Source organism: Prauserella marina (assembly GCF_002240355.1).
Classification (GTDB): Bacteria; Actinomycetota; Actinomycetes; order Mycobacteriales; family Pseudonocardiaceae; genus Prauserella_A; species Prauserella_A marina.
This window is the reverse complement of record NZ_CP016353.1, coordinates 5748362-5765972: the sequence shown is the minus strand read 5'-3', so window position 1 is coordinate 5765972 and position 17611 is coordinate 5748362. Positions and strand designations below refer to the sequence as shown.

Below are 17611 nucleotides of genomic sequence, written 5' to 3'. Positions count from 1 at the left end.
GAAGACGACGGATGGTTCGGTCGCGTCGATGCAGGTGAGAGCCGGTGTCGGCAGACGACGGTAGACACCGATGATCACGGAAACGGCATCAGAACGATCCGTGGTCGGCGACGTTGGTCAAGCAGGCCCCTTCGTAATGGTCGCCGTTGAGGCTGTTCGTCAATCGTTCGTCAGGACACCCATCCAGCATGGCAAACGACCATCGTCGACGAGCGGGAAACGCCCAGGTCAGGCCGCAAACCCGGGCGTTCCCGCAGGTCGCCACTTGTTCCGCTTCAACGTCTGATGCGCTCCTGTGAGTAGCCGAGGCCCATCCGGGCCGTCGAACGGTGTGCCGTATTGACCGAACACCGAATTTCGGTTGAGGGCGACATGTCGCGCACGAGGTCTCGGCAGCGCGGCATCTTTCTCCTGGGTCGGTGTATCGGACAAGCGCTGTCGCTCATGCAGGGTGATGCGGCAGCTTCGCCGAAGATCCGGGAGGCAGGTTCCGAATCGATCGATTCGGGTCGGTTGAGTTGCGTGGTACAGCGCTGCCTCGACTGACCGACCACCTGGAGATGCGGCCGACCGTGCTGATAACGGCAGGGTGGAGGGAGACCGCTGCGCTGGCTCTGTTGTCGACGAACTGCTGAATCGGGCGCGGAAAGCGACCGCAAGACGATTTCGTCAGGTTCGTAATTTGCCAAGCGATCTTTGAGCCGCCAGAAGTTGCCTGTCACAACACTACTGTTTTCCGTATTGTCGTGACATGGCCGCTGGGATCAAGTACCGAGATATCGTGCGCGACATCGCGTTCGACCAGTACGGGTATGTCACGACGCGAGATGCGGCCGAAGCTGGTGTCCCGACCGGCGAGCTTCCGAAGCTGGCCGGCCGTGGCGGCCTGGAGAACGTCGCCTATGGGTTGTATCGCGTGCCGGATGTGCCTCCGACGCGGTTCGACCAGTTCGCGGAGGCACTGCTGAGAGTAGGTGAAGGAGCCTACCTTCATGGTGAATCGGTGCTGGCGCTCTTCGGCCTGGCGGACGTGAACCCGCAACAGATCAAGGTGGCGGTCGGCCGACGTGCCCGCCCGACCCTGCCGCCCTTCATCGACTTGACTCTGGTGAAGCCCGGAGCGCGGACGACGTACTACGAGCGCCTTGAGTCTCAGTCGGTTGCCGACGCGCTCCTCGATTGCCGTGGGCGAGTCGAGGACGGGCGCTTGTGGGTGGCTGCCAAGACGGCACGCCAGGAAGGGCTGGTCACGACCCCCGAGTGGCGCATGCTGCGGAAAGAGTTTCGATCGTGACCTACACCGGCGCGCCAACGGGCGTGCGTTCATTGGAGCAGCGGATCCGCAACCTCGAAGGTGACGAGGGTCTTGCTCAGCGTCGCAAAGTGAGTATGGCGCTTGTGGTCGTTGGCCAGATGCTCCCAGAAGGTGCGATCAAGGGCGGCAGTGCGATGGCTCTGAGGTACGGGCGAGGAACGCGATTCACACAGGATCTGGATGCCGCCCGCGTGCAGTCGCTCGCCCAGTTTCGCAGTGATTTCGAGGAAGCCCTGGGAAAAGGCTGGGCCGGGTTCTCAGGCCGACTTGTCGAGAAGGCCGCGCCACGGCCGCCGACAGTGCCGCGAGCGTACGTCAATGCAGCCCTTTGAGGTGAAGCTCGACTATCGCGGTCGGCCGTGGTGCACGGTGAAGCTCGAGCTCGGCCACAACGAGATCGGTGACGCCGATGAGCCCGAATACCACCTCGCCCCAGACCTTGCGGAACTCTTCTCCGAGGTGGGCCTCGAAGCGCCGAAACCGGTGCGGATGATGCGTAAGGAGCATCAGATCGCGCAGAAGATCCACGCCGTCACTGAGGCGGGAAGTGAACGTGCGCGTGACCTTGTCGATCTGCAATTGCTTGATCGGGCCGAGGGATTGGATCTCAGTCAGGTCGCCGCGACGTGCGTCCGTTTATTCGAGTACCGGCAGCAGCAGACATGGCCGCCCAGCGTCGTCGCGGGTGAACGATGGGACACCCTCTACACGACAGCGGCAGACGGTCTGGATGTGGTGCAATCCATCGACGATGCCATCGTGTGGGCCAACGGCTTTGTGGGGCGTGTAGTAAGCGGCTGGGTAGTGAGGGTGCTTGCGTCCTCCAGGTGCGGGACGAGATCGGCATAATGCCACCATGCCGTTGCCGACTCCGACCCTGCACACCGCGCGGCTGCGGCTTCGCCCGTTCGCCGATGACGACGCCGACGACCTGTTCGCCCTCCAGAGCAACGCCCACGTGCTGCGCTACTGGGACTCTCCGGCGTGGAAGGACCGGTCGCGGATCGCCCGCTTCATGAACGGGTGCAGGCAGATGGCGGACGAAGGCACCGGCGTGCGCGTAGCCATCGAGCGCAACTCCGACCAGGCGTTTGCCGGCTGGTGCACCTTCAACAGCTGGAACCCCGACTTCCGCAGCGCCTCCCTTGGGTACTGCCTCAACGAGGAATCCTGGGGTCACGGCTACGCGACGGAGGCGGCACGCGCCCTGTTGGGATGGGCCTTCGATGCGCTCGACCTCAACCGCGTCCAGGCCGAGACCGACACCCGCAACACGGCTTCGGCCCGCGTGCTCGAAAAGCTCGGCTTCGTACGTGAAGGCACGTTGCGCGAGGACTGCATCGTCAACGGCGACGTGTCCGACACCTGGGTGTACGGGCTGTTGCGGCGCGACTGGAACCGACTCGGGGCCGCATAGGCTTGAGCGCATGCGTGACGACGTGTCGATCAGGGAGACGCTGGGACCGGCGGAGTATCCGCGGCTGGTGAGTATCTGGCGCAGCGCCGTCGATGCCACCCACGACTTCCTCGATGATGATCACAAGGCAGATATCGAGCGGCGCCTCGCGGCGGAATATCTCCCGCATCTGCGTGTGATCGTCGCTGAACGTGATGGTTGTCCGTTCGGTTTCGCAGCCACGGCGTCGGGAAAACTGGAGATGCTGTTCGTCGACGCCGAGCGCCGAGGTGAGGGTATCGGTACAGCCCTGCTTGGGTACGTGATCAAGGCTCACGACGTGACCGTTGTCGACGTCAACGAGCAGAATCCGCAGGCGACGGGGTTCTATTTCCGGTGCGGTTTCGAGGTCGTCGGCCGGAGTGAAGTGGACGACGAGGGCAGGCCCTACCCGCTGTTGCGGATGGTGCTGGCGCGGTAGGAGCGTGAACGGGTGGCTATGACGTTGAGGTTGACCGAAGAGCAGGAGCGCGCGTTGACGATGCTCGCCAAGGCAGACGGGGTGAGCAAGCATGAAGCGGCTGTCCGGGCGATCACGGAGGCCGCCGCACGGTCCGTTCGCGACGAGCGGGTGCGCGCGCTGTCGCGGGAAGGGCGCACGCGTTACGCGTCCCTGCTTGATCGTTTGGCGCAGTGAGAATCGAGTATCTGAGGTAGGAAGACTTGCTTGCCTCCAACGAGGGCCGGGGCTTGGAGCTGCTCGATGCGGCGGATGCTGATCCGAGCTTGCACGGCTCGAATCGATCGTTCGTAACCATCCGCTGGTTGACGAAAACAAACGACTGGGCTGGATGGCAGTCTATGTGTTCTATGGCCTCAACGGCGTTGATCTTGACGCCCGAGGACGACGCATACGGCCTCGTGATCGCGACGACGACCGGTGCGGTTGCCTACCCGGAGGTCGCCGGGAGTCTTTTGGCCTGGGCTCGCCCCGACGCCACGCCGCCACGGAATCCGGCCGAGTTCGGCTTCAACGGCTGATGACCGGAAATCGTCGGTACGGCTGCTTATGATCGGCCCATGACGACGCTGTCCCAGCTCCGCAAGGCTGCCCTCGCCCTTCCGGAGGTGGAGGAGGGCACCCACTTCGGCATGGTCTCGTTCGCGGTCAGGGGCAAGGGGTTCGCCTCGGTGACGAAGGAGGGGCACGTCCAGCTACACCTGCCCGACGCCGAAGCCGAGGCCGCGGTGTCGGCCCACCCCTCCGGCGAGCGGCTGGTCCGGATGGGCAAGCCCATCGGCATCCGGGTACCCCTTGCCGACGTCAACGGCAAGGACCTCAACGCGCTGGTGTGGCAGGCGTGGGTGGCTCGCGCGCCCAAGCGTCTCGCGTCGAGCCTCGGTGATGTCGCGACCGGGGTCGTACCACCGGATTGCGATCTGCCCGTCGCTGTCGGCAAGCCCGCGACGCGCGCGCTTCTGCTGGAAGGGCTCGGCACGCTCGAACAGGTGTCGACGCGCACGGAGTCCGAGTTGCTTGCCCTGCACGGTGTCGGCCCGAAAGCCGTCCGCGTTCTGGCTGAGGAACTGGCGCGCACGGGTCGATCACTGAACACCGGATAGCGGCCTGGTGCCGGGTCAGCGATGCCTCGCTCACCCGGCCAGGGCGCCATGTGGACTGCGGTTGACTCAGCCCGCCGCCGCGAGCAGTACGACGAGCAGCAGGGTCACCGTCGTCGCGAGCACCGCGACCCATGCTTGCTGAGTCGAGGTCAGGGTCTGTGGGGCTCGGGTCGTAACATCCATTTGTTGTCCCCAATAGCTGGTAAGAGCCTTGTCACCCAACACAGCGCCCGGCGACGAAGCATCGTTAGCGTCGCCGGGCAACTGTGTCGGATATCACTCGACGGGGTTGCGCCTGCGGCCTTTCGCGGTGTGATACAGCACCGCGCCGGCGAGGGCGATGATCATGGCGAAGGCGAGTCCGCCGACGATCAACGCCTGTGTGATGTCGCCTGACGATGTCGCCGCCGTGGCGTCGTCGGCCGCGAACGCGGGCACCGCGCTCGCCCCGAGCACCGTCAAGATCAACATGCCGAGGGTGGCCACCGGCGCGATCCGTCGTCGACTTCGGCCGCGGGTCATCCCCGCCTGATTCCGAGTTCCGAAATCGTTGCCACCAAAGCTCAATCGGCTCATCGCGCACTCCCCTCCACCGATGTGTGGTTACCCGGACAACGCACACTCACACCCATAAGGTTGCCGACGGCGGGGCAGATCACACATCACGTGGGGAACGTGCTCACACCGAGCTGATCACCTCGTCGATTTCGCCCGCGAGCGAGACGTCCTTCTCGGTGATGCCTCCTTCCGAATGCGTGCTGAGCCGGAAAGTCAGTGTGCGCCAACGGATATCGATGTCGGGGTGATGGCCCGCGCTCTCCGCGATCTCGGCCACCCTGTTCACCACCTGGATGGCTTGCGGGAAGTGCGCGAGCTCCGCGGTGCGCAGGATGGCGTCGCCTTCCCGCTGCCAATCCGGGAGGTGGCCGAGAGCTTCTTCGATGCGTTCGTCACTGAGTACATCTGCCATGCGTCCATGGTGGTACCCGTTCGAGTACGCTGCACCTCTGCCACGGGAGTCCGGCGCGGCCGGGCTGAGAGGTGGGTTACCCCCCACGACCGTTCGCACCTGATCCGGATCATGCCGGCGCCAGGGAGGGCCGTGCCTGCCTCCTTGCCGGTAACGACAAGGAGGCTTGATGAGGTCCCTTCGTGCGGTGGCTGCTCTGACACTCGCCGGCACCCTGACAGCGGGCTGCACGCTGTTCAGCGCCGGAGATCAGGAGGAGAGCGGGCCGGTCACGGTGACCATCGCGACGCACGAATCCTGGTCGGTTCCGCAGCAGGTGCTCGACGCGTTCCGTGATCAGACCGGAATCCGGATCAATGTCCACAAGGAGGGCGACGCGGGCGAGCTGACCAACAAGCTCGTGCTGACGAAGGACGATCCCATCGCGGACGTCGCCTTCGGCGTCGACTCGACCTTCGCTTCGCGGGCGCTGGCCGAAGGGGTTTTCGAGCCCTACACCAGCCCGGAAGGCGATCGAGGCCCCCAGCGGTACTCGATCGACCCGCAGAACCGGCTTTCGGCGGTGGACGTCGGCGATGTCTGCGTCAACATCGACACCGAATGGTTCGCGGAGCGGGAGCTCGCGGAACCCACGAGCCTGGACGACCTGACCGACTCCCGCTACCGCGATCTGCTCGTGGTGGAGAACGCGGCGACGTCGTCGCCCGGCCTCGCGTTCCTGCTCGGGACCATCGCGAGCTACGGCGAGGACGGCTGGCAGGACTACTGGTCCAAGCTCAAGGACAACGGCGTGCTCGTGGTGAGCGGCTGGACCGAGGCATACACGCAGGAGTTCTCCGGCTCTTCGGGGCAGGGCGACCGGCCGATCGTCGTCTCCTATGCCTCGTCTCCCGCGGCGGAACTCGGCGACGACGGTCAGCCGCGTACCAAGGCGCTGCTCGACACCTGCTACCGCCAGGTCGAGTACGCGGGTGTGCTGGCGGGCGGCTCGCAGACCAGTGAAGCGGGCAAGGTGGTCGACTTCCTGCTCTCCCAGCAGTTCCAGTCGACGGTCGCCGAGAACATGTTCGTCTATCCCGCGCGGGCGGGCGTCGCTCTGCCAGCCCATTGGGAGCGCGTCGCGCCGCAGCCGGAGGAACCGGCGACCCTGCCGGGTGAGCGGGTCGAGTCCGGCCGCGAAGAATGGATCAAGCAGTGGCGCGCGCTCGTGGAGAACTAGCGAGCCCGAGACGCGGGAGGGCGAGCACCGCGGGCGGTCTCGCTCTCGCGGTGTTGCCCGTCGGCTTTCTGACGCTGTTCTTCGCGTGGCCGGTCGTTGCGATCATCCGGCTCGGCTTCTCCGAGGGCGGGGTCGACACCGCGCTATTCGAATCGCAGACGTGGCGGCTCGCCGCCTTCACTGTCGCGCAGGCAGCGGCGTCGACGGCGGTCGCGGTGCTCGCGGGGCTGCCGGTGGCGTACTTGCTCGCCAGGGTGAAGCTGCGCGGGGTCGGAGTGGTCCGAACGCTCGTACTCGTCCCGTTCGTACTGCCGACGGTCGTGGTCGGTCTCGCGTTCAAGGCGCTGTGGCCCGGCGGCGGTGTGTTCACGATCGTGCTGGCCAACGCGTTCTTCAACGTCGCCGTCGTCGCGAGGACGGTAGGCGGCCTGTGGGCACACCTCGATCGAAGGGCGGAGGACGCGGCGAGAGCGCTCGGTGCCTCGCGGGGCAGGGCGTTCACGTCGGTGACCCTGCCCGCGCTGCTGCCTGCCATCGCCTCGGCCGCCGCCGTAGTCTTCCTGTTCTGTGCGACGAGTTTCGGTGTCGTGCTGATGCTGGGTGGGTCGCGGCTTCGCACCCTGGAAACCGAGATCTACCTGCGGACGGTGAACCTGCTCGACCTCTCGGGTGCCGCCGCGTTGTCGCTCGTGCAGCTTGCGGCGGTGGTGGCCGCCCTGCTGGTCGGCGCGGGTGCCAGGAGGAGGAAGGAGACGGCGGCGAGGCTGCGGGCGCGAACGGAGACCGCGCGAAGGCCCGAGGGAGGCGAGTGGTGGGTCGTCGCCGCCGCGGCCGGGGTGCTCGGTCTGCTGCTGACCCCGATCGTCGCGCTGCTCGTCAGGTCGGTCTCGACCAGGGAGGGCTGGAGCCTCGACGGATACCGCGCGCTCGCGGGCCAAGGCGCTGACGGCACGCTCAACGTGAGCGGCTGGGACGCCGCGGTGAACTCACTGCGCACCGCGACCGACGCCACGATGCTGGCGCTGATCATCGGAATTCTCGCCGCGGTCGTGCTGGTGTCGCTGCGCCGCTCGCCGCAACGCGGAGCCAGGGTGACGGGCGAGGTCATGGACGCCGCCATGATGCTGCCGCTCGGTGTCTCGGCGGTCACCATCGGTTTCGGCTACCTGGTCACGCTCGGCCAGTTGCCGGGTGACCTGCGTACGTCACCGCTGCTCGTCCCTTTCGCGCAGGCGCTGGTGATCGTCCCGCTCATCATCAGGATGGTGTTGCCGGTCCTGCGCTCGATCGACGAACGGTTGCGGCAGGCAGCGGCGACGCTCGGCGCGAGCCCGGCGAGGGTGTGGCGAGAAGTCGATCTTCCGCTCGCCGCGCGCTCGCTCGCGGCTGCCGCCGCCTTCGGTTACGTGGTCGCGCTCGGCGAGTTCGGCGCGACGAGCTTTCTCGCGCGTCCCGACGCGCCGACGCTGCCCGTCGCGATCGGCTCGCTGGTGAGCAGACCCGGGGAACTGAACAACCAGATGGCCTACGCGGCGTGTGCGCTGCTGATGCTCGTCACGATGCTCGTCGCGGCGGTGGTCGACCGGCTCAGGGCGGCCAACGCCCAGGTAGGGGAGTTCTGATTTCTCATGTTGACGGTCGATGGGCTGACGGTGAAGTACGGCTCGTTCACGGCGGTGCGGCAAGCCCGGCTTGAGATCGCCGACGGCGAGGTCCTCGCGCTGCTCGGGCCGTCCGGTTCGGGCAAGTCGACGCTGTTGAGGGGCATCACGGGCCTCGAACCGGCCGCGACCGGATCGGTGCGCTGGGATGGCGACGACCTCGCCGCCGTACCCGTGCACCGGCGCGGCTTCGGTCTCGTCTTCCAGGACGGTCAGCTCTTCCCGCACAGGGATGTCGCTGGCAATGTCGCGTTCGGACTGAGGATGCACGGGACCGACAAGGCGGAGCGGGCGCGGCGAGTGGCTGACTTGCTCGAATTGGTCGGGCTGACCGGATACGAGCGGCGCAAGGTCACCGCGCTCTCTGGTGGGGAGGCGCAGCGGGTAGCCCTGGCGAGGGCACTCGCGCCAAGGCCGAGGCTGCTGTTGCTGGACGAGCCGCTTTCGGGACTCGATGCCGAGCTGCGGGAACAGCTCGCCATCGACCTCGCCGAACTGCTTCGCAGGGCGAAGACCACGACGTTGCTGGTGACGCACGACCAGGAGGAGGCGTTCACACTCGCCGACAGGGTCGCCGTGCTCGAAGCGGGTGAGATTCGTCAGCTCGGCGACGTGCTCACGGTGTGGCGGCGGCCCGTCGACGAGCGCATCGCGCGGTTCCTCGGCGTGACCACGGTGCTGGAGGGTGACGCGGCCGGAGGGATCGTGCGCACGGCGCTCGGCGAGGTCGAGCTGCCGGATGCCGGGGAAGGGCCGGTGCTGCTGGGGCTACGGCCCAACGCGGTCAGGGTCGCGCGCGAAGGGGTCGAAGCCGAGGTGATGTCGAGGGTGCACCGCCGCGACCACGTCCGGCTCTCCGTCAGCACGACGGCCGTTCCGTCCACGGTGGACGCCGTCGCTCCGATGATGGCGACCTGCCGGGCAGGCGACACCGTACGGCTTCACCTCGCCCCCGACGGCATCGCCATCATCGGAACCAATGACCGTTCAAGAGATTTGCGTGGCGGCGCTGGTGCCGGTTGACGGCCGACTCCAAGCGGCTCCGCCGCTGAAGAAATCGGAACTTAGCCGTCCTTTGTGCTTAGTCTCGCGTAGGCGAGCGAGAGCCCGATGGCGATGTAGCAGCCCGCTCGTAACGCTCCCTCCGCGAGCGCCCCGGTTGGCATCGGATCGCGCAACACGTCCGCGATCGAGGTCCAGGAACTGTTCAGCAGGAAGGGATGCAGCCAGCTCAACGCGTCGAGCAGGCTCAGCACCGAGAACACGATGATCCCGCCGAGGACGGAGGCGAGCACCACCATCGGGTGTTCGGTCCACGAGGAGATCGCCAGCGCCACGGCTCCGACGGCCCACAGTTGCAGTGCGACCCAGCCGACCGCGATCGCCACCTTCAGCAGCGCGGCGGGCAGGCCCAGCGTGGTTCCGGACAGCGTGAACATGGAGCCACTGCCGTTGATCACCAGCCCGGTGAGTACCCCGGTGAACGCCATGAGCGCGGTCGCGCTCAGCGCGAACGTCGCGACCCCGAACGCCTTGACGAACAGCAGCCTCCCCCTGCTCACGGGTGCGAGCAGCCAGCTTCGCAGCGTCCCGTGCGCCTGTTCGCCCGCGATCGCGTCCGCTCCCGACATCGCGGTCGTCATCGGCAGCAGCAGGCTCATCGCCATGGCGAGCGCGGCGATCGGCAGCACGAGCGCGTTGCCTGCCGCGGCGGTGACGAGTCCCGCTCCGTCGCCGCCGTCAGGCGGCCCCGGCGAGTCGACCAGCGTCAGCGCGACTCCGAGTATGACGGGAATGACGGCGAGTACCCCGAGTACGACGAGGGTGCGTGGCCTCCGGTAGATCCAGCGCAGTTCCGCGCGCAACAGCCGCGCGAGGTTCGCCCGTGAGCGGTTCACCGGCGTCCCCACGGGTCCCTGGCCTGTCCTGTCGAGCGCCTTTGTCATGACCCGACCTCCCCCTCCGGCTCCTGCTGGGTCAACCGGGCGAACAGGTCTTCGAGCCCCGTTCTGGCCCTGCGTGCCTCCTGGATTCGCACACCGGCGTGCACGAGCGCGGCGATCGCGTCGGGCGGTGTCGTCGCGGTGAGGTCGACCCTGACCCCCTCCGGGGTCAACCGTGCGGGGATCCGCCCTTGCCGCAGCGCATCGACCGCGTCCGGACCGTCCGGAGTGGACACCATGAGCGCGGGCGAGCCGGATTCGAGCAGTTCGGCGAGTTCCCCCTGTGCGACGACGCTGCCCGAGTGCAGGACGGCGACGTGGGTACAGGTCGCCTCGACCTCGGCGAGCAGATGCGACGACACGAGCACGGTCACGCCGGACGCGTTCAGCTCGCCGATGATCGTGCGCACCTCGCGGGTTCCGGCGGGGTCGAGCCCGTTGGTCGGTTCGTCGAGCACGACCATCCTGCGCGGGACGAGCAGCGCGCCGGCCAGGCCGAGTCGTTGCTTCATGCCGAGCGAGTAGCCGCGATAACGCCTGCGTGCCGCGCCGGAGAGCCCCACCCTCTCCAGTGAGGTGTCGACGGCACCCGGGATGTCCGATGTGGCAAGTCGTGGCTCGGCTGCCGCCATCCGGAGCAGGTTGTCCCTTCCGGAGAGGAAGGGATGGAAACCGGGTGACTCGACGAGCGCGCCGACGTCGGGCAACGCGTGTCCCGCACCGTCGGGCATCGGCTGCCCTAGCAGTTCGACTTTCCCGGCCGTCGGCCTGACGAGCCCGAGCAGCATCCTGATGGTGGTGGTCTTGCCGGAACCGTTGGGACCGAGCATGCCGAGTACGGACCCTTCCGGCACGTCGAGATCGACGTGGTCGACCGCGACCGTGTGGCCGTAAGTCTTTCTGAGCCCCCTTGTGCTCGCGGCGAGCGCGGCGGGCGTGGACGCCCCCGAGGGGACGTCCACGCCGGTCAATGCCGTGCTGGTCACTTGTTCTCCAGCGCCTCGATGAGCACCTGCTGGGGAACGGCGCCGATCGCGAAGCGACCGTCGTCGGTGATCAACGCCGTGCCGACCTTGGTGCTGACGACGTGTCCAGAGCCGAACTCACCGTTCACCGGGGTGCCGATCCGGTCGAGCAGCGAACCGAGGTCGGCCTCGGGGTTCTCGGAGTCCTGCTGCCGCTCGTTGTTCAGTACCTCGGCCGGTGCCTTGCCGACGTAGACGGTGTCCCAGCCCTCGCCGACGAACCTGCCATCGGGCTCTTCGGCCGGAGCCGAGTGACCGACGTCGGGCTGCCGTTCGGTCACCTTCGCCCCCTGAGGCGGGGTGAACCGGAACAGGTCGGCAGGCTGATCGCCGAAGCTGATGTCGGAGAACCCGATCTCCAGCGCGGGGTCGGTCGTGCCGTTGGTCAGCACGGAGAGCCGCAACGGCAGCCTGGTCTCGGAGTCGACGGCGACCCGCACCTCCCGCAGCAGCGTGCGTTCGCCCGGCTTCGGTGTCAGCACGAGTTCGTAGGCGGGCCGGTCGGCGACCCTGGCCGTCCCGTCGACGGCGACCGTGCTCGTTTCCTGCACGGCCGAGACGAGACTGGCGGCGGCGGTCGCCGGATCGGCGAACTGCCCCTCGGTGCCCTCCGAGCCCTCGGGGCGTTGCGTGCCCTTGTCGTGGTGGGTGAGTTCGGTCGGCAGCGTGAACTTGGTCGCCGAGTTGCTGCCCGATTCGTAGGTCCACAGCGTCTCGCCGTCACGGACGATCGTGGTCTCCGCGCTCCGCTGGGCGATCGAGATGCGGCTGTCGCCCTTGCCGTCGTAGTGGATCTGCGCCGCGTCGAAGTCCAGCATCCCGGTCCCCGGCATCGCGGGCAGTCCGAGGTTGTTGTCGATTCGCACGGTTCCGGCGAGCGCGGACGGGCTCTGGTCTAGAACGGACTGGACGAGTTCCTCCGCGCCGATCGGTGGCAATTGGGGAGCTTCCCCCGCCCCCGCCGGCATGGCGAGGAAACCGAGTCCGACCGCCCCCAGCGCCGTGCCTGTCACGGCGACGGCCGCCGCTCGTTTCTTCGTGGTCACTGCCCCTCCAATGTCGTGTTCCAGTGTGCCCCTTGCTGTGCGATCGAGAGTGCTCCACGACCGCTGAGATGGTCCTGAGATGCTGAGAACGCGCTGAGAGGTGGCGCGCGAGCGACGGGAAACCGGCATCCTGAGAGTCGTGAAACCACGAGTACTGGTCGTCGACGACGAGCCCGGGGTGCGCAAGGCACTACAGCGGGGCCTCACTTCGGAGGGCATGGACGTCGTGACGGCCGCCGACGGCCCGAGCGGGCTGCGACTGGCGCAGACGGGTGCCTTCGACCTGCTGTTGCTCGACATCATGCTGCCCGGCCTCTCCGGCTACCGGGTGTTGCAGCATCTTCGCGCGCAGGAGGTGCACACGCCGGTGCTGATGATCTCGGCCAAGGACGGCGAGGTCGATCAGGCCGACGGGCTCGACCTCGGCGCGGACGGCTACCTCGTGAAGCCGTTCTCGTTCGTCGTGCTGGTCGCGCAGGTGAGGGCGGTACTGCGGAGGGCGGCGACCCAGGGCACTCGTGGCGCGCTGCGCATCGGCGGCCTCGTCGTGGACAGGGCGGCGAGGGAGGTGCGCTGGCGGGAGGAACCGGTCGCGCTGAGCCCACGTGAGTTCGCGTTGCTGGAGGTTCTCGTGGGGAGGGCGGGAACCGTGGTCACGAAGGACGAGTTGCTGCGCGCCGTGTGGGGTGACGAACAGGCGGCGACTCGCAACGTCGTCGAGGTCTATGTCGGGTACGTGCGCCGCAAGCTCGACGCGGTAGGGGCTGGTGCGTTCGTCCGCACCGTGCGAGGACATGGTTACGTGGCTTCCGATCCCGAGCTCGACCAGGCGACGACAGGGTGATCTCGCCACGGAACTGGTGGATCCGGCGAAGCCTCCAGTCGAGGATCACCCTGCTCGCGACGACGGTGACCCTCGTGCTGCTGTTCGGGCTCGCCGCGCTGGCGGGAAAGGCGCTCGGCCCGCTGCTCACCAGTTCCGTCGACGACGAGTTGCAGACACAGCTCACCGAGGCGAGTGCCGACGTGGCGAGGGGGACATCGCCGTCGGGACCGCACGGTATCGACATCAGGGTGCTCGACATCGCGGGCAATCCGGTCGACGGGGGACAGCGGCCCGAGCTCACGGCGAGCGATGTCAGCGACCTCAAGGCCGGTCTCAGGGTGCGGTACGAGTCGAGTGGCGACGAGGCGCTGAAGTGGCGCTGGCTCGGCTCCGTCGTCACCGCGCCGGACGGGATGCAGCGGCTGGTCGCCGTCGGGGCGCCGATGGTCGGGTCGACGACCGCCGTGGCGGACGGCTCCCGATGGTTGCTGGTCGTGGCGCTGATCGGGTCGATCGTGGCCGCGCTCGCGACCTGGCTGGGCGTGAGGGCCGCGCTGCGGCCGGTCGGCAGGATGCGCCGCTCGGTGAGGGCGCTGCCGCCGGGGCGCAGGTTGCCGTTGCCGAGTGCTCACGACGAACTGAGGGCGCTCGCCTCGGATTTCAACGCGCTGCTGGCGAGGCAGGAGGAGGTCAGCGAACGGCTGCGCAGGTTCACCGGCGACGCCGCGCACGAACTGCGGTCGCCGGTCGCCTCGATCAGGGTGCAGTCGGAGGTCGCCGTCGCGAACCCCGATCCGGAATTCGCGCAGGAGACCCTTGCCGACGTGCTCGCCGAGTCCGAACGACTGTCGGCCCTGCTCGACGGGCTGCTCGCGCTCGCGAGGGCCGACGCGGGCGAGGTGCCGCCCACCGAGCCGGTCGAGTTGGTCAGCGAGGCACGAGCCGCGGTGGCGAGGCTGCCCTCAGGGGCACCCGAGGCCAGGGTGAGTGCCGTGGTGCCGACAGCGTGGGCGCTGGCGACCCACGCCGAGGTCGAGCTGGTGCTGAACAATCTCCTGCGCAACGCCGCGAGATACGCCGAGAGCAGGATCGTGGTTTCGGTGCTGGCCTCGCGGTCGCGCGTACGGGTCGTCATCGACGACGACGGGCCGGGAATCGCGCCGGAGCACAGGGAAAGGGTGTTCGACCGGTTTTATCGCGTCGGCGACGACAGGGCGCGCTCTTCGGGAGGGACGGGACTCGGGCTGGCGATGGTCGCCGAGGCGGTGCGCAGGCGGGGAGGCAGCGTCACCGTCGGCGATTCGCCCGACGGCGGCGCTCGCTTCCAGGTCAGCTGGCGCAGGTACGACGCCGGCACGGGGTAACGTCTCGTGCTCGTGATCCCGACCGTCATCGTGGGTACCGCCATCGTGCGGGACGGCCTTCTGCTGGCTCAGCAACGCGCCTTTCCGGCCGACACAGCCGGAAAATGGGAACTGCCTGGAGGAAGAGTCGAGTCCGGTGAGTCCGATGTGGACGCCGTGATCCGGGAGTGTGCCGAGGAACTGGGTGTCGACGTGATCGTCGGCGAGCGGGTGGGGCCGGACGTTCCGTTGTCGGGCACCAAGCTGTTGCGGGTGTTCGCGGCGACGCTGCGCCACGCCGGCTCCGAGCCGCGAGCCGTCGAGCACAGCGCGGTGCGCTGGATTGCAGGGGGAGAACTCGCCGACGTCGAATGGCTGCCTGCCGACAGGGTGCTGCTTCCCTCGCTCGCCGCCCTGTTGTGACCGTATGCGGTGAGCGGCGATAACGGCCGGGTGGTGGAAGGTGCTTTCCGGTCGCCGCGGATTTACCGTTGATTCATGTATGTCGTGCTGCTGACCTACACCGCGCCCCGGCAGGAACTCGACTACGTCCTTCCCGATCACGTGGAATGGGTGGCCAGGCAATACGACCACTCCTACTTCCTCGCCTCGGGCAGGAGAGAGCCGCATCTCGGGGAGGTGATGATCACCAGGCCGATGACGCGGGGCAAACTCGACGCCATGCTCGCGACCGACCCGCTCGTGCTCGGGCATTACGCGCACTACGAGGTCGTCGAGTTCTCGGCAACCCGTACCTGTCCCGAATTGCGGCTGCTGAACGAAGCCGTCGTGCATTAGGCCGCAGGCCGCAGGGCGCCGGTCGACTCGGCCGGTGCGGGTAACCGTCGTGCCGGCTCAGGCCGCCTTTTCGAGCTTGGCCTTTGCCTTCTTCAACGCGAGCACCGGACATTTCTTGCAGCGCGGGCTCGACTTGCAGCACTTCTTCTTGACCTTGCCGGCCTTCATGAGCTTGCGGACGGTGGCCTTCGGATCCTTCGGATCCTTGCCGGCCTTGTGCTTTTTCTTGCCCACTCGCGTCCTCCGGTAGCGGCCGTTCTACCGCCTCAGGTTAGGTGTGCCTACCCTTGATCGAGGTGTGGTGCTGAGCACAATGCTCCCGCGAGTATTCTGGATATGACCGTGCCCGGCTAATCGAGCCGCTGGTCACCCCCGTTCTCTTCCCGCACAGGAGCCGACGCGTGCCTATCGCCGCCGCCGAGAAGGTCAGGACCGACCTCAGGAACATCGCCATTGTGGCGCATGTCGACCACGGCAAGACCACGCTGGTCGACGCCATGCTGAGGCAATCGGGCGCATTTGCCGAACGCGCCGAATTGGTCGACAGAGTCATGGACTCCGGGGAACTGGAGCGTGAAAAAGGCATCACGATCCTCGCGAAGAACACCGCCATCCGCAGGGTGACGCCGGAGGGCGCGGTGACCATCAACGTCATCGACACCCCCGGCCACGCCGACTTCGGTGGCGAGGTGGAGCGAGGGCTGGCCATGGTCGACGGCGTCGTCCTGCTGGTCGACGCAAGCGAGGGCCCGCTTCCGCAGACGAGGTTCGTGCTGCGCAAGACGTTGCAGGCCGGGCTGCCGGTGATCCTCGTCGTCAACAAGGTCGACCGCCCCGACGCCCGCATCGCCGAGGTCGTCGAGGAAACCCACGACCTGTTGCTCGACCTCGCCGGTGACATCGAGGGCATGGACGACGACTCGCTCGACTCCGTGCTTTCCATGCCGGTGGTCTACGCGGCTGCCCGGGACGGCAAGGCCAGCCTTCAGCAGCCCGCCGACGGCGCGGCGCCCGACAGTGACAACCTCGACCCGCTTTTCGACGTGCTGCTCAACCACATCCCCGCGCCGAAGGCCGACCCGGAAGCGCCGCTGCGCGCGCTGGTCACCAACCTCGACGCCTCCAGCTTCCTCGGCAGGATCGCGCTCGTGCGCATCCACGCCGGACGGCTGCGCAAGGGGCAGACCGTCGCCTGGCTGCGCGAGGACGGTTCCGTGCGGTCGGTGCGTATCTCGGAGTTGCTGGTCACCGAGGCGCTGACCAGGGTCCCCGCGCAAGAGGCCGCGGCGGGCGACCTCGTCGCGATCGCGGGTATCCCCGACATCACCATCGGTGACACCCTCGCCGACGTCGACGAGCCGGAGGCCCTGCCGAGGATCACCGTCGACGAACCGGCCATCTCGATGACCATCGGTGTCAACACTTCACCGCTCGCCGGAAGGGGCGGCGGCGACAAGCTCACCGCCCGCATGGTCAAGGCGAGGCTCGACTCCGAGCTGATCGGCAACGTCAGCATCAAGGTGCTGCCCACCGAGCGTCCCGACGCGTGGGAGGTGCAGGGGCGAGGCGAGCTGGCGCTCGCGATCCTCGTCGAGCAGATGCGCCGTGAGGGTTTCGAACTCACCGTCGGCAAGCCGCAGGTCGTGACCCGCACCATCGACGGAAAGCTGCACGAGCCCTTCGAACGGCTCTACGTCGACGCGCCAGAGGAACATCTCGGCGCGATCACCCAGCTTCTGGCCTCCCGCAAGGGCCGCATGGAGCACATGGACGGGCACGGCACCGGCAGGATCAAGCTGGAGTACGTGCTGCCGGCGAGGGGGCTCATCGGCTTCCGCACCGACTTCCTCACCGAGACGCGTGGCACCGGCATCGCCAACCACGTCTTCGAGGGCTACTTCCCGTGGGCGGGAGAGATCCGCACCAGGCACAGCGGGTCGTTGGTCGCCGACCGTTCAGGACAGATCACCAGCTACGCGATGTTGCAGCTCGCCGACAGGGGAACCTTCTTCGTCGAGCCGGGCGTCGAGGCGTACGAGGGCATGGTCGTCGGGGAGAACCCGAGGGCCGAAGACCTGGACATCAACATCACCAAGGAGAAAAAGCTCACCAACATGCGCTCGTCGACGGGTGACGAGCTCGAACGGCTCGCGAGGCCACGCAAACTGGGGCTCGAAGAGGCACTCGAGTTCTGTTCCGTCGACGAATGCGTCGAAGTAGCCCCGAACGTGGTCAGGGTGCGCAAGGTCACCCTCGACATCTCGCAGCGGGCCAAGGAGCGGTCGAGGGCCAAGAGCAGGGATCAGAACGGCTGATCGCCTGCCTGGTGGAACCGGAAAACGAGCTGGCGCGTCACCCAAGTAGCGGATCCTGATCCGGTATCCGGGCTTGACGTCAGGTCTGGCACGCTCTGTGCCCAACGGACGAGAGCCGGATTGTGAAGTTC

At 67.4% G+C, this 17611-nt stretch carries 22 protein-coding genes and 1 riboswitch; of the genes, 16 read left to right on the top strand and 6 right to left on the bottom strand.

The genetic code is table 11. The features are described 5' to 3' along the window. Window positions 1–751 precede the first annotated feature (751 nt). The 8 genes from BAY61_RS26585 to BAY61_RS26555 are packed head-to-tail and all read left to right on the top strand — an operon-like array spanning window position 752 to window position 4334. Window positions 752–1294, top strand: a complete 543-nt coding sequence (locus BAY61_RS26585) for a hypothetical protein (RefSeq protein WP_091809259.1) — start codon at window positions 752–754, stop codon at window positions 1292–1294. Next, window positions 1291–1647 carry a nucleotidyl transferase AbiEii/AbiGii toxin family protein gene (locus tag BAY61_RS33130; protein ID WP_110057721.1) on the top strand — a complete coding sequence of 119 codons (357 nt, stop codon included), beginning with the start codon at window positions 1291–1293 and terminating at the stop codon, window positions 1645–1647. The genes BAY61_RS26585 and BAY61_RS33130 overlap by 4 nt, the downstream gene beginning before the upstream one ends. Next, window positions 1634–2164, top strand: a complete 531-nt coding sequence (locus BAY61_RS26580) for a nucleotidyl transferase AbiEii/AbiGii toxin family protein (RefSeq protein ID WP_143021444.1) — start codon at window positions 1634–1636, stop codon at window positions 2162–2164. The genes BAY61_RS33130 and BAY61_RS26580 overlap by 14 nt, the downstream gene beginning before the upstream one ends. Before the next feature lie 7 nt (window positions 2165–2171). Beyond that, a complete protein-coding gene (locus tag BAY61_RS26575) occupies window positions 2172–2732 on the top strand; it encodes a GNAT family N-acetyltransferase (protein WP_091809262.1) in 561 nt (186 codons plus the stop codon). Between the two features lie 10 nt (window positions 2733–2742). Then, on the top strand, window positions 2743–3192 hold the full coding sequence (locus tag BAY61_RS26570; protein WP_091809264.1) for an acetyltransferase: 450 nt from the start codon (window positions 2743–2745) through the stop codon (window positions 3190–3192). 12 nt (window positions 3193–3204) lie between these two features. Next, entirely contained in the window at window positions 3205–3408 is a 204-nt protein-coding gene (locus BAY61_RS26565; RefSeq protein WP_091809266.1) for a CopG family transcriptional regulator, read from the top strand. Between the two features lie 53 nt (window positions 3409–3461). Then, entirely contained in the window at window positions 3462–3752 is a 291-nt protein-coding gene (locus tag BAY61_RS26560) for a hypothetical protein (RefSeq protein WP_420848852.1), read from the top strand. 39 nt (window positions 3753–3791) lie between these two features. Continuing rightward, window positions 3792–4334, top strand: a complete 543-nt coding sequence (locus BAY61_RS26555; RefSeq protein WP_091809267.1) for an MmcQ/YjbR family DNA-binding protein — start codon at window positions 3792–3794, stop codon at window positions 4332–4334. 276 nt (window positions 4335–4610) lie between these two features. Here the strand turns inward: BAY61_RS26555 and BAY61_RS26550 are convergent, their stop codons facing one another. Then, window positions 4611–4820 carry a hypothetical protein gene (locus tag BAY61_RS26550; RefSeq protein WP_091809269.1) on the bottom strand — a complete coding sequence of 70 codons (210 nt, stop codon included), beginning with the start codon at window positions 4818–4820 and terminating at the stop codon, window positions 4611–4613. 193 nt (window positions 4821–5013) lie between these two features. Continuing rightward, window positions 5014–5304, bottom strand: coding sequence for a 4a-hydroxytetrahydrobiopterin dehydratase (locus BAY61_RS26545; RefSeq protein WP_091809270.1), 291 nt, complete (start codon window positions 5302–5304; stop codon window positions 5014–5016). A 32-nt stretch (window positions 5305–5336) separates the two neighbouring features. After that, window positions 5337–5449: riboswitch (TPP riboswitch) on the top strand. 24 nt (window positions 5450–5473) lie between these two features. Here BAY61_RS26545 and BAY61_RS26540 point away from each other — a divergent pair. From BAY61_RS26540 to BAY61_RS26530, 3 genes are read left to right on the top strand one after another with little or no spacing between them, the layout of a single operon-like run. Next, window positions 5474–6523 carry a thiamine ABC transporter substrate-binding protein gene (locus BAY61_RS26540; RefSeq protein ID WP_091809272.1) on the top strand — a complete coding sequence of 350 codons (1050 nt, stop codon included), beginning with the start codon at window positions 5474–5476 and terminating at the stop codon, window positions 6521–6523. After that, window positions 6499–8145, top strand: coding sequence for an ABC transporter permease (locus BAY61_RS26535; RefSeq protein ID WP_420848853.1), 1647 nt, complete (start codon window positions 6499–6501; stop codon window positions 8143–8145). The genes BAY61_RS26540 and BAY61_RS26535 overlap by 25 nt, the downstream gene beginning before the upstream one ends. Window positions 8146–8151: 6 nt before the next feature. Continuing rightward, window positions 8152–9207: an ABC transporter ATP-binding protein gene (locus tag BAY61_RS26530; RefSeq protein ID WP_091809275.1), complete on the top strand. Its 1056-nt coding sequence runs from the start codon at window positions 8152–8154 to the stop codon at window positions 9205–9207. 41 nt (window positions 9208–9248) lie between these two features. Here the strand turns inward: BAY61_RS26530 and BAY61_RS26525 are convergent, their stop codons facing one another. The 3 genes from BAY61_RS26525 to BAY61_RS26515 are packed head-to-tail and all read right to left on the bottom strand — an operon-like array spanning window position 9249 to window position 12198. Then, complete coding sequence (locus BAY61_RS26525; RefSeq protein ID WP_091809277.1) at window positions 9249–10130, bottom strand: ABC transporter permease; 882 nt, start codon at window positions 10128–10130, stop codon at window positions 9249–9251. Continuing rightward, window positions 10127–11113 carry an ABC transporter ATP-binding protein gene (locus BAY61_RS26520; protein WP_091809279.1) on the bottom strand — a complete coding sequence of 329 codons (987 nt, stop codon included), beginning with the start codon at window positions 11111–11113 and terminating at the stop codon, window positions 10127–10129. Before BAY61_RS26520 ends, BAY61_RS26525 begins: the two co-directional genes overlap by 4 nt. Continuing rightward, on the bottom strand, window positions 11110–12198 hold the full coding sequence (locus BAY61_RS26515; RefSeq protein WP_091809281.1) for an outer membrane lipoprotein carrier protein LolA: 1089 nt from the start codon (window positions 12196–12198) through the stop codon (window positions 11110–11112). Before BAY61_RS26515 ends, BAY61_RS26520 begins: the two co-directional genes overlap by 4 nt. 139 nt (window positions 12199–12337) lie before the next feature. On the opposite strand from BAY61_RS26515, the gene BAY61_RS26510 reads away from it, so the two are divergent. The 4 genes from BAY61_RS26510 (at window position 12338) to BAY61_RS26495 (ending at window position 15165) form a co-directional block, all read left to right on the top strand. Continuing rightward, window positions 12338–13042, top strand: coding sequence for a response regulator transcription factor (locus BAY61_RS26510; RefSeq protein ID WP_091809475.1), 705 nt, complete (start codon window positions 12338–12340; stop codon window positions 13040–13042). Then, window positions 13039–14388: an ATP-binding protein gene (locus BAY61_RS26505; RefSeq protein ID WP_091809283.1), complete on the top strand. Its 1350-nt coding sequence runs from the start codon at window positions 13039–13041 to the stop codon at window positions 14386–14388. Before BAY61_RS26510 ends, BAY61_RS26505 begins: the two co-directional genes overlap by 4 nt. Window positions 14389–14400: 12 nt before the next feature. Then, the gene (locus BAY61_RS26500; protein ID WP_420848854.1) at window positions 14401–14790 is read left to right on the top strand and encodes a (deoxy)nucleoside triphosphate pyrophosphohydrolase; all 390 of its coding nucleotides are present in this window, start codon (window positions 14401–14403) and stop codon (window positions 14788–14790) included. A gap of 75 nt (window positions 14791–14865) precedes the next feature. Further along, window positions 14866–15165: a YciI family protein gene (locus BAY61_RS26495; protein WP_091809285.1), complete on the top strand. Its 300-nt coding sequence runs from the start codon at window positions 14866–14868 to the stop codon at window positions 15163–15165. Between the two features lie 57 nt (window positions 15166–15222). Here the strand turns inward: BAY61_RS26495 and BAY61_RS33125 are convergent, their stop codons facing one another. After that, window positions 15223–15399 (bottom strand): hypothetical protein, encoded by a 177-nt coding sequence (locus BAY61_RS33125; protein WP_170140282.1) that lies wholly within the window; start codon window positions 15397–15399, stop codon window positions 15223–15225. Window positions 15400–15566: 167 nt separating this feature from the next. On the opposite strand from BAY61_RS33125, the gene typA reads away from it, so the two are divergent. Further along, a complete protein-coding gene (typA, locus tag BAY61_RS26490) occupies window positions 15567–17480 on the top strand; it encodes a translational GTPase TypA (protein ID WP_091809287.1) in 1914 nt (637 codons plus the stop codon). Window positions 17481–17611 lie beyond the last annotated feature (131 nt).

Excerpts from the sequence above, each read along its gene's own strand:
- BAY61_RS26495 (WP_091809285.1), top strand. The coding sequence starts at position 14,866 with ATGTATGTCGTGCTGCTGACCTACACCGCGCCCCGGCAGGAACTCGAC.
- BAY61_RS26530 (WP_091809275.1), top strand. The coding sequence starts at position 8,152 with ATGTTGACGGTCGATGGGCTGACGGTGAAGTACGGCTCGTTCACGGCG.
- BAY61_RS26540 (WP_091809272.1), top strand. The coding sequence starts at position 5,474 with ATGAGGTCCCTTCGTGCGGTGGCTGCTCTGACACTCGCCGGCACCCTG.
- BAY61_RS26525 (WP_091809277.1), bottom strand. The coding sequence starts at position 10,130 with ATGACAAAGGCGCTCGACAGGACAGGCCAGGGACCCGTGGGGACGCCG.
- BAY61_RS26545 (WP_091809270.1), bottom strand. The coding sequence starts at position 5,304 with ATGGCAGATGTACTCAGTGACGAACGCATCGAAGAAGCTCTCGGCCAC.
- BAY61_RS26580 (WP_143021444.1), top strand. The coding sequence starts at position 1,634 with ATGCAGCCCTTTGAGGTGAAGCTCGACTATCGCGGTCGGCCGTGGTGC.
- BAY61_RS26570 (WP_091809264.1), top strand. The coding sequence starts at position 2,743 with ATGCGTGACGACGTGTCGATCAGGGAGACGCTGGGACCGGCGGAGTAT.
- BAY61_RS26575 (WP_091809262.1), top strand. The coding sequence starts at position 2,172 with ATGCCGTTGCCGACTCCGACCCTGCACACCGCGCGGCTGCGGCTTCGC.
- BAY61_RS26555 (WP_091809267.1), top strand. The coding sequence starts at position 3,792 with ATGACGACGCTGTCCCAGCTCCGCAAGGCTGCCCTCGCCCTTCCGGAG.
- BAY61_RS26585 (WP_091809259.1), top strand. The coding sequence starts at position 752 with ATGGCCGCTGGGATCAAGTACCGAGATATCGTGCGCGACATCGCGTTC.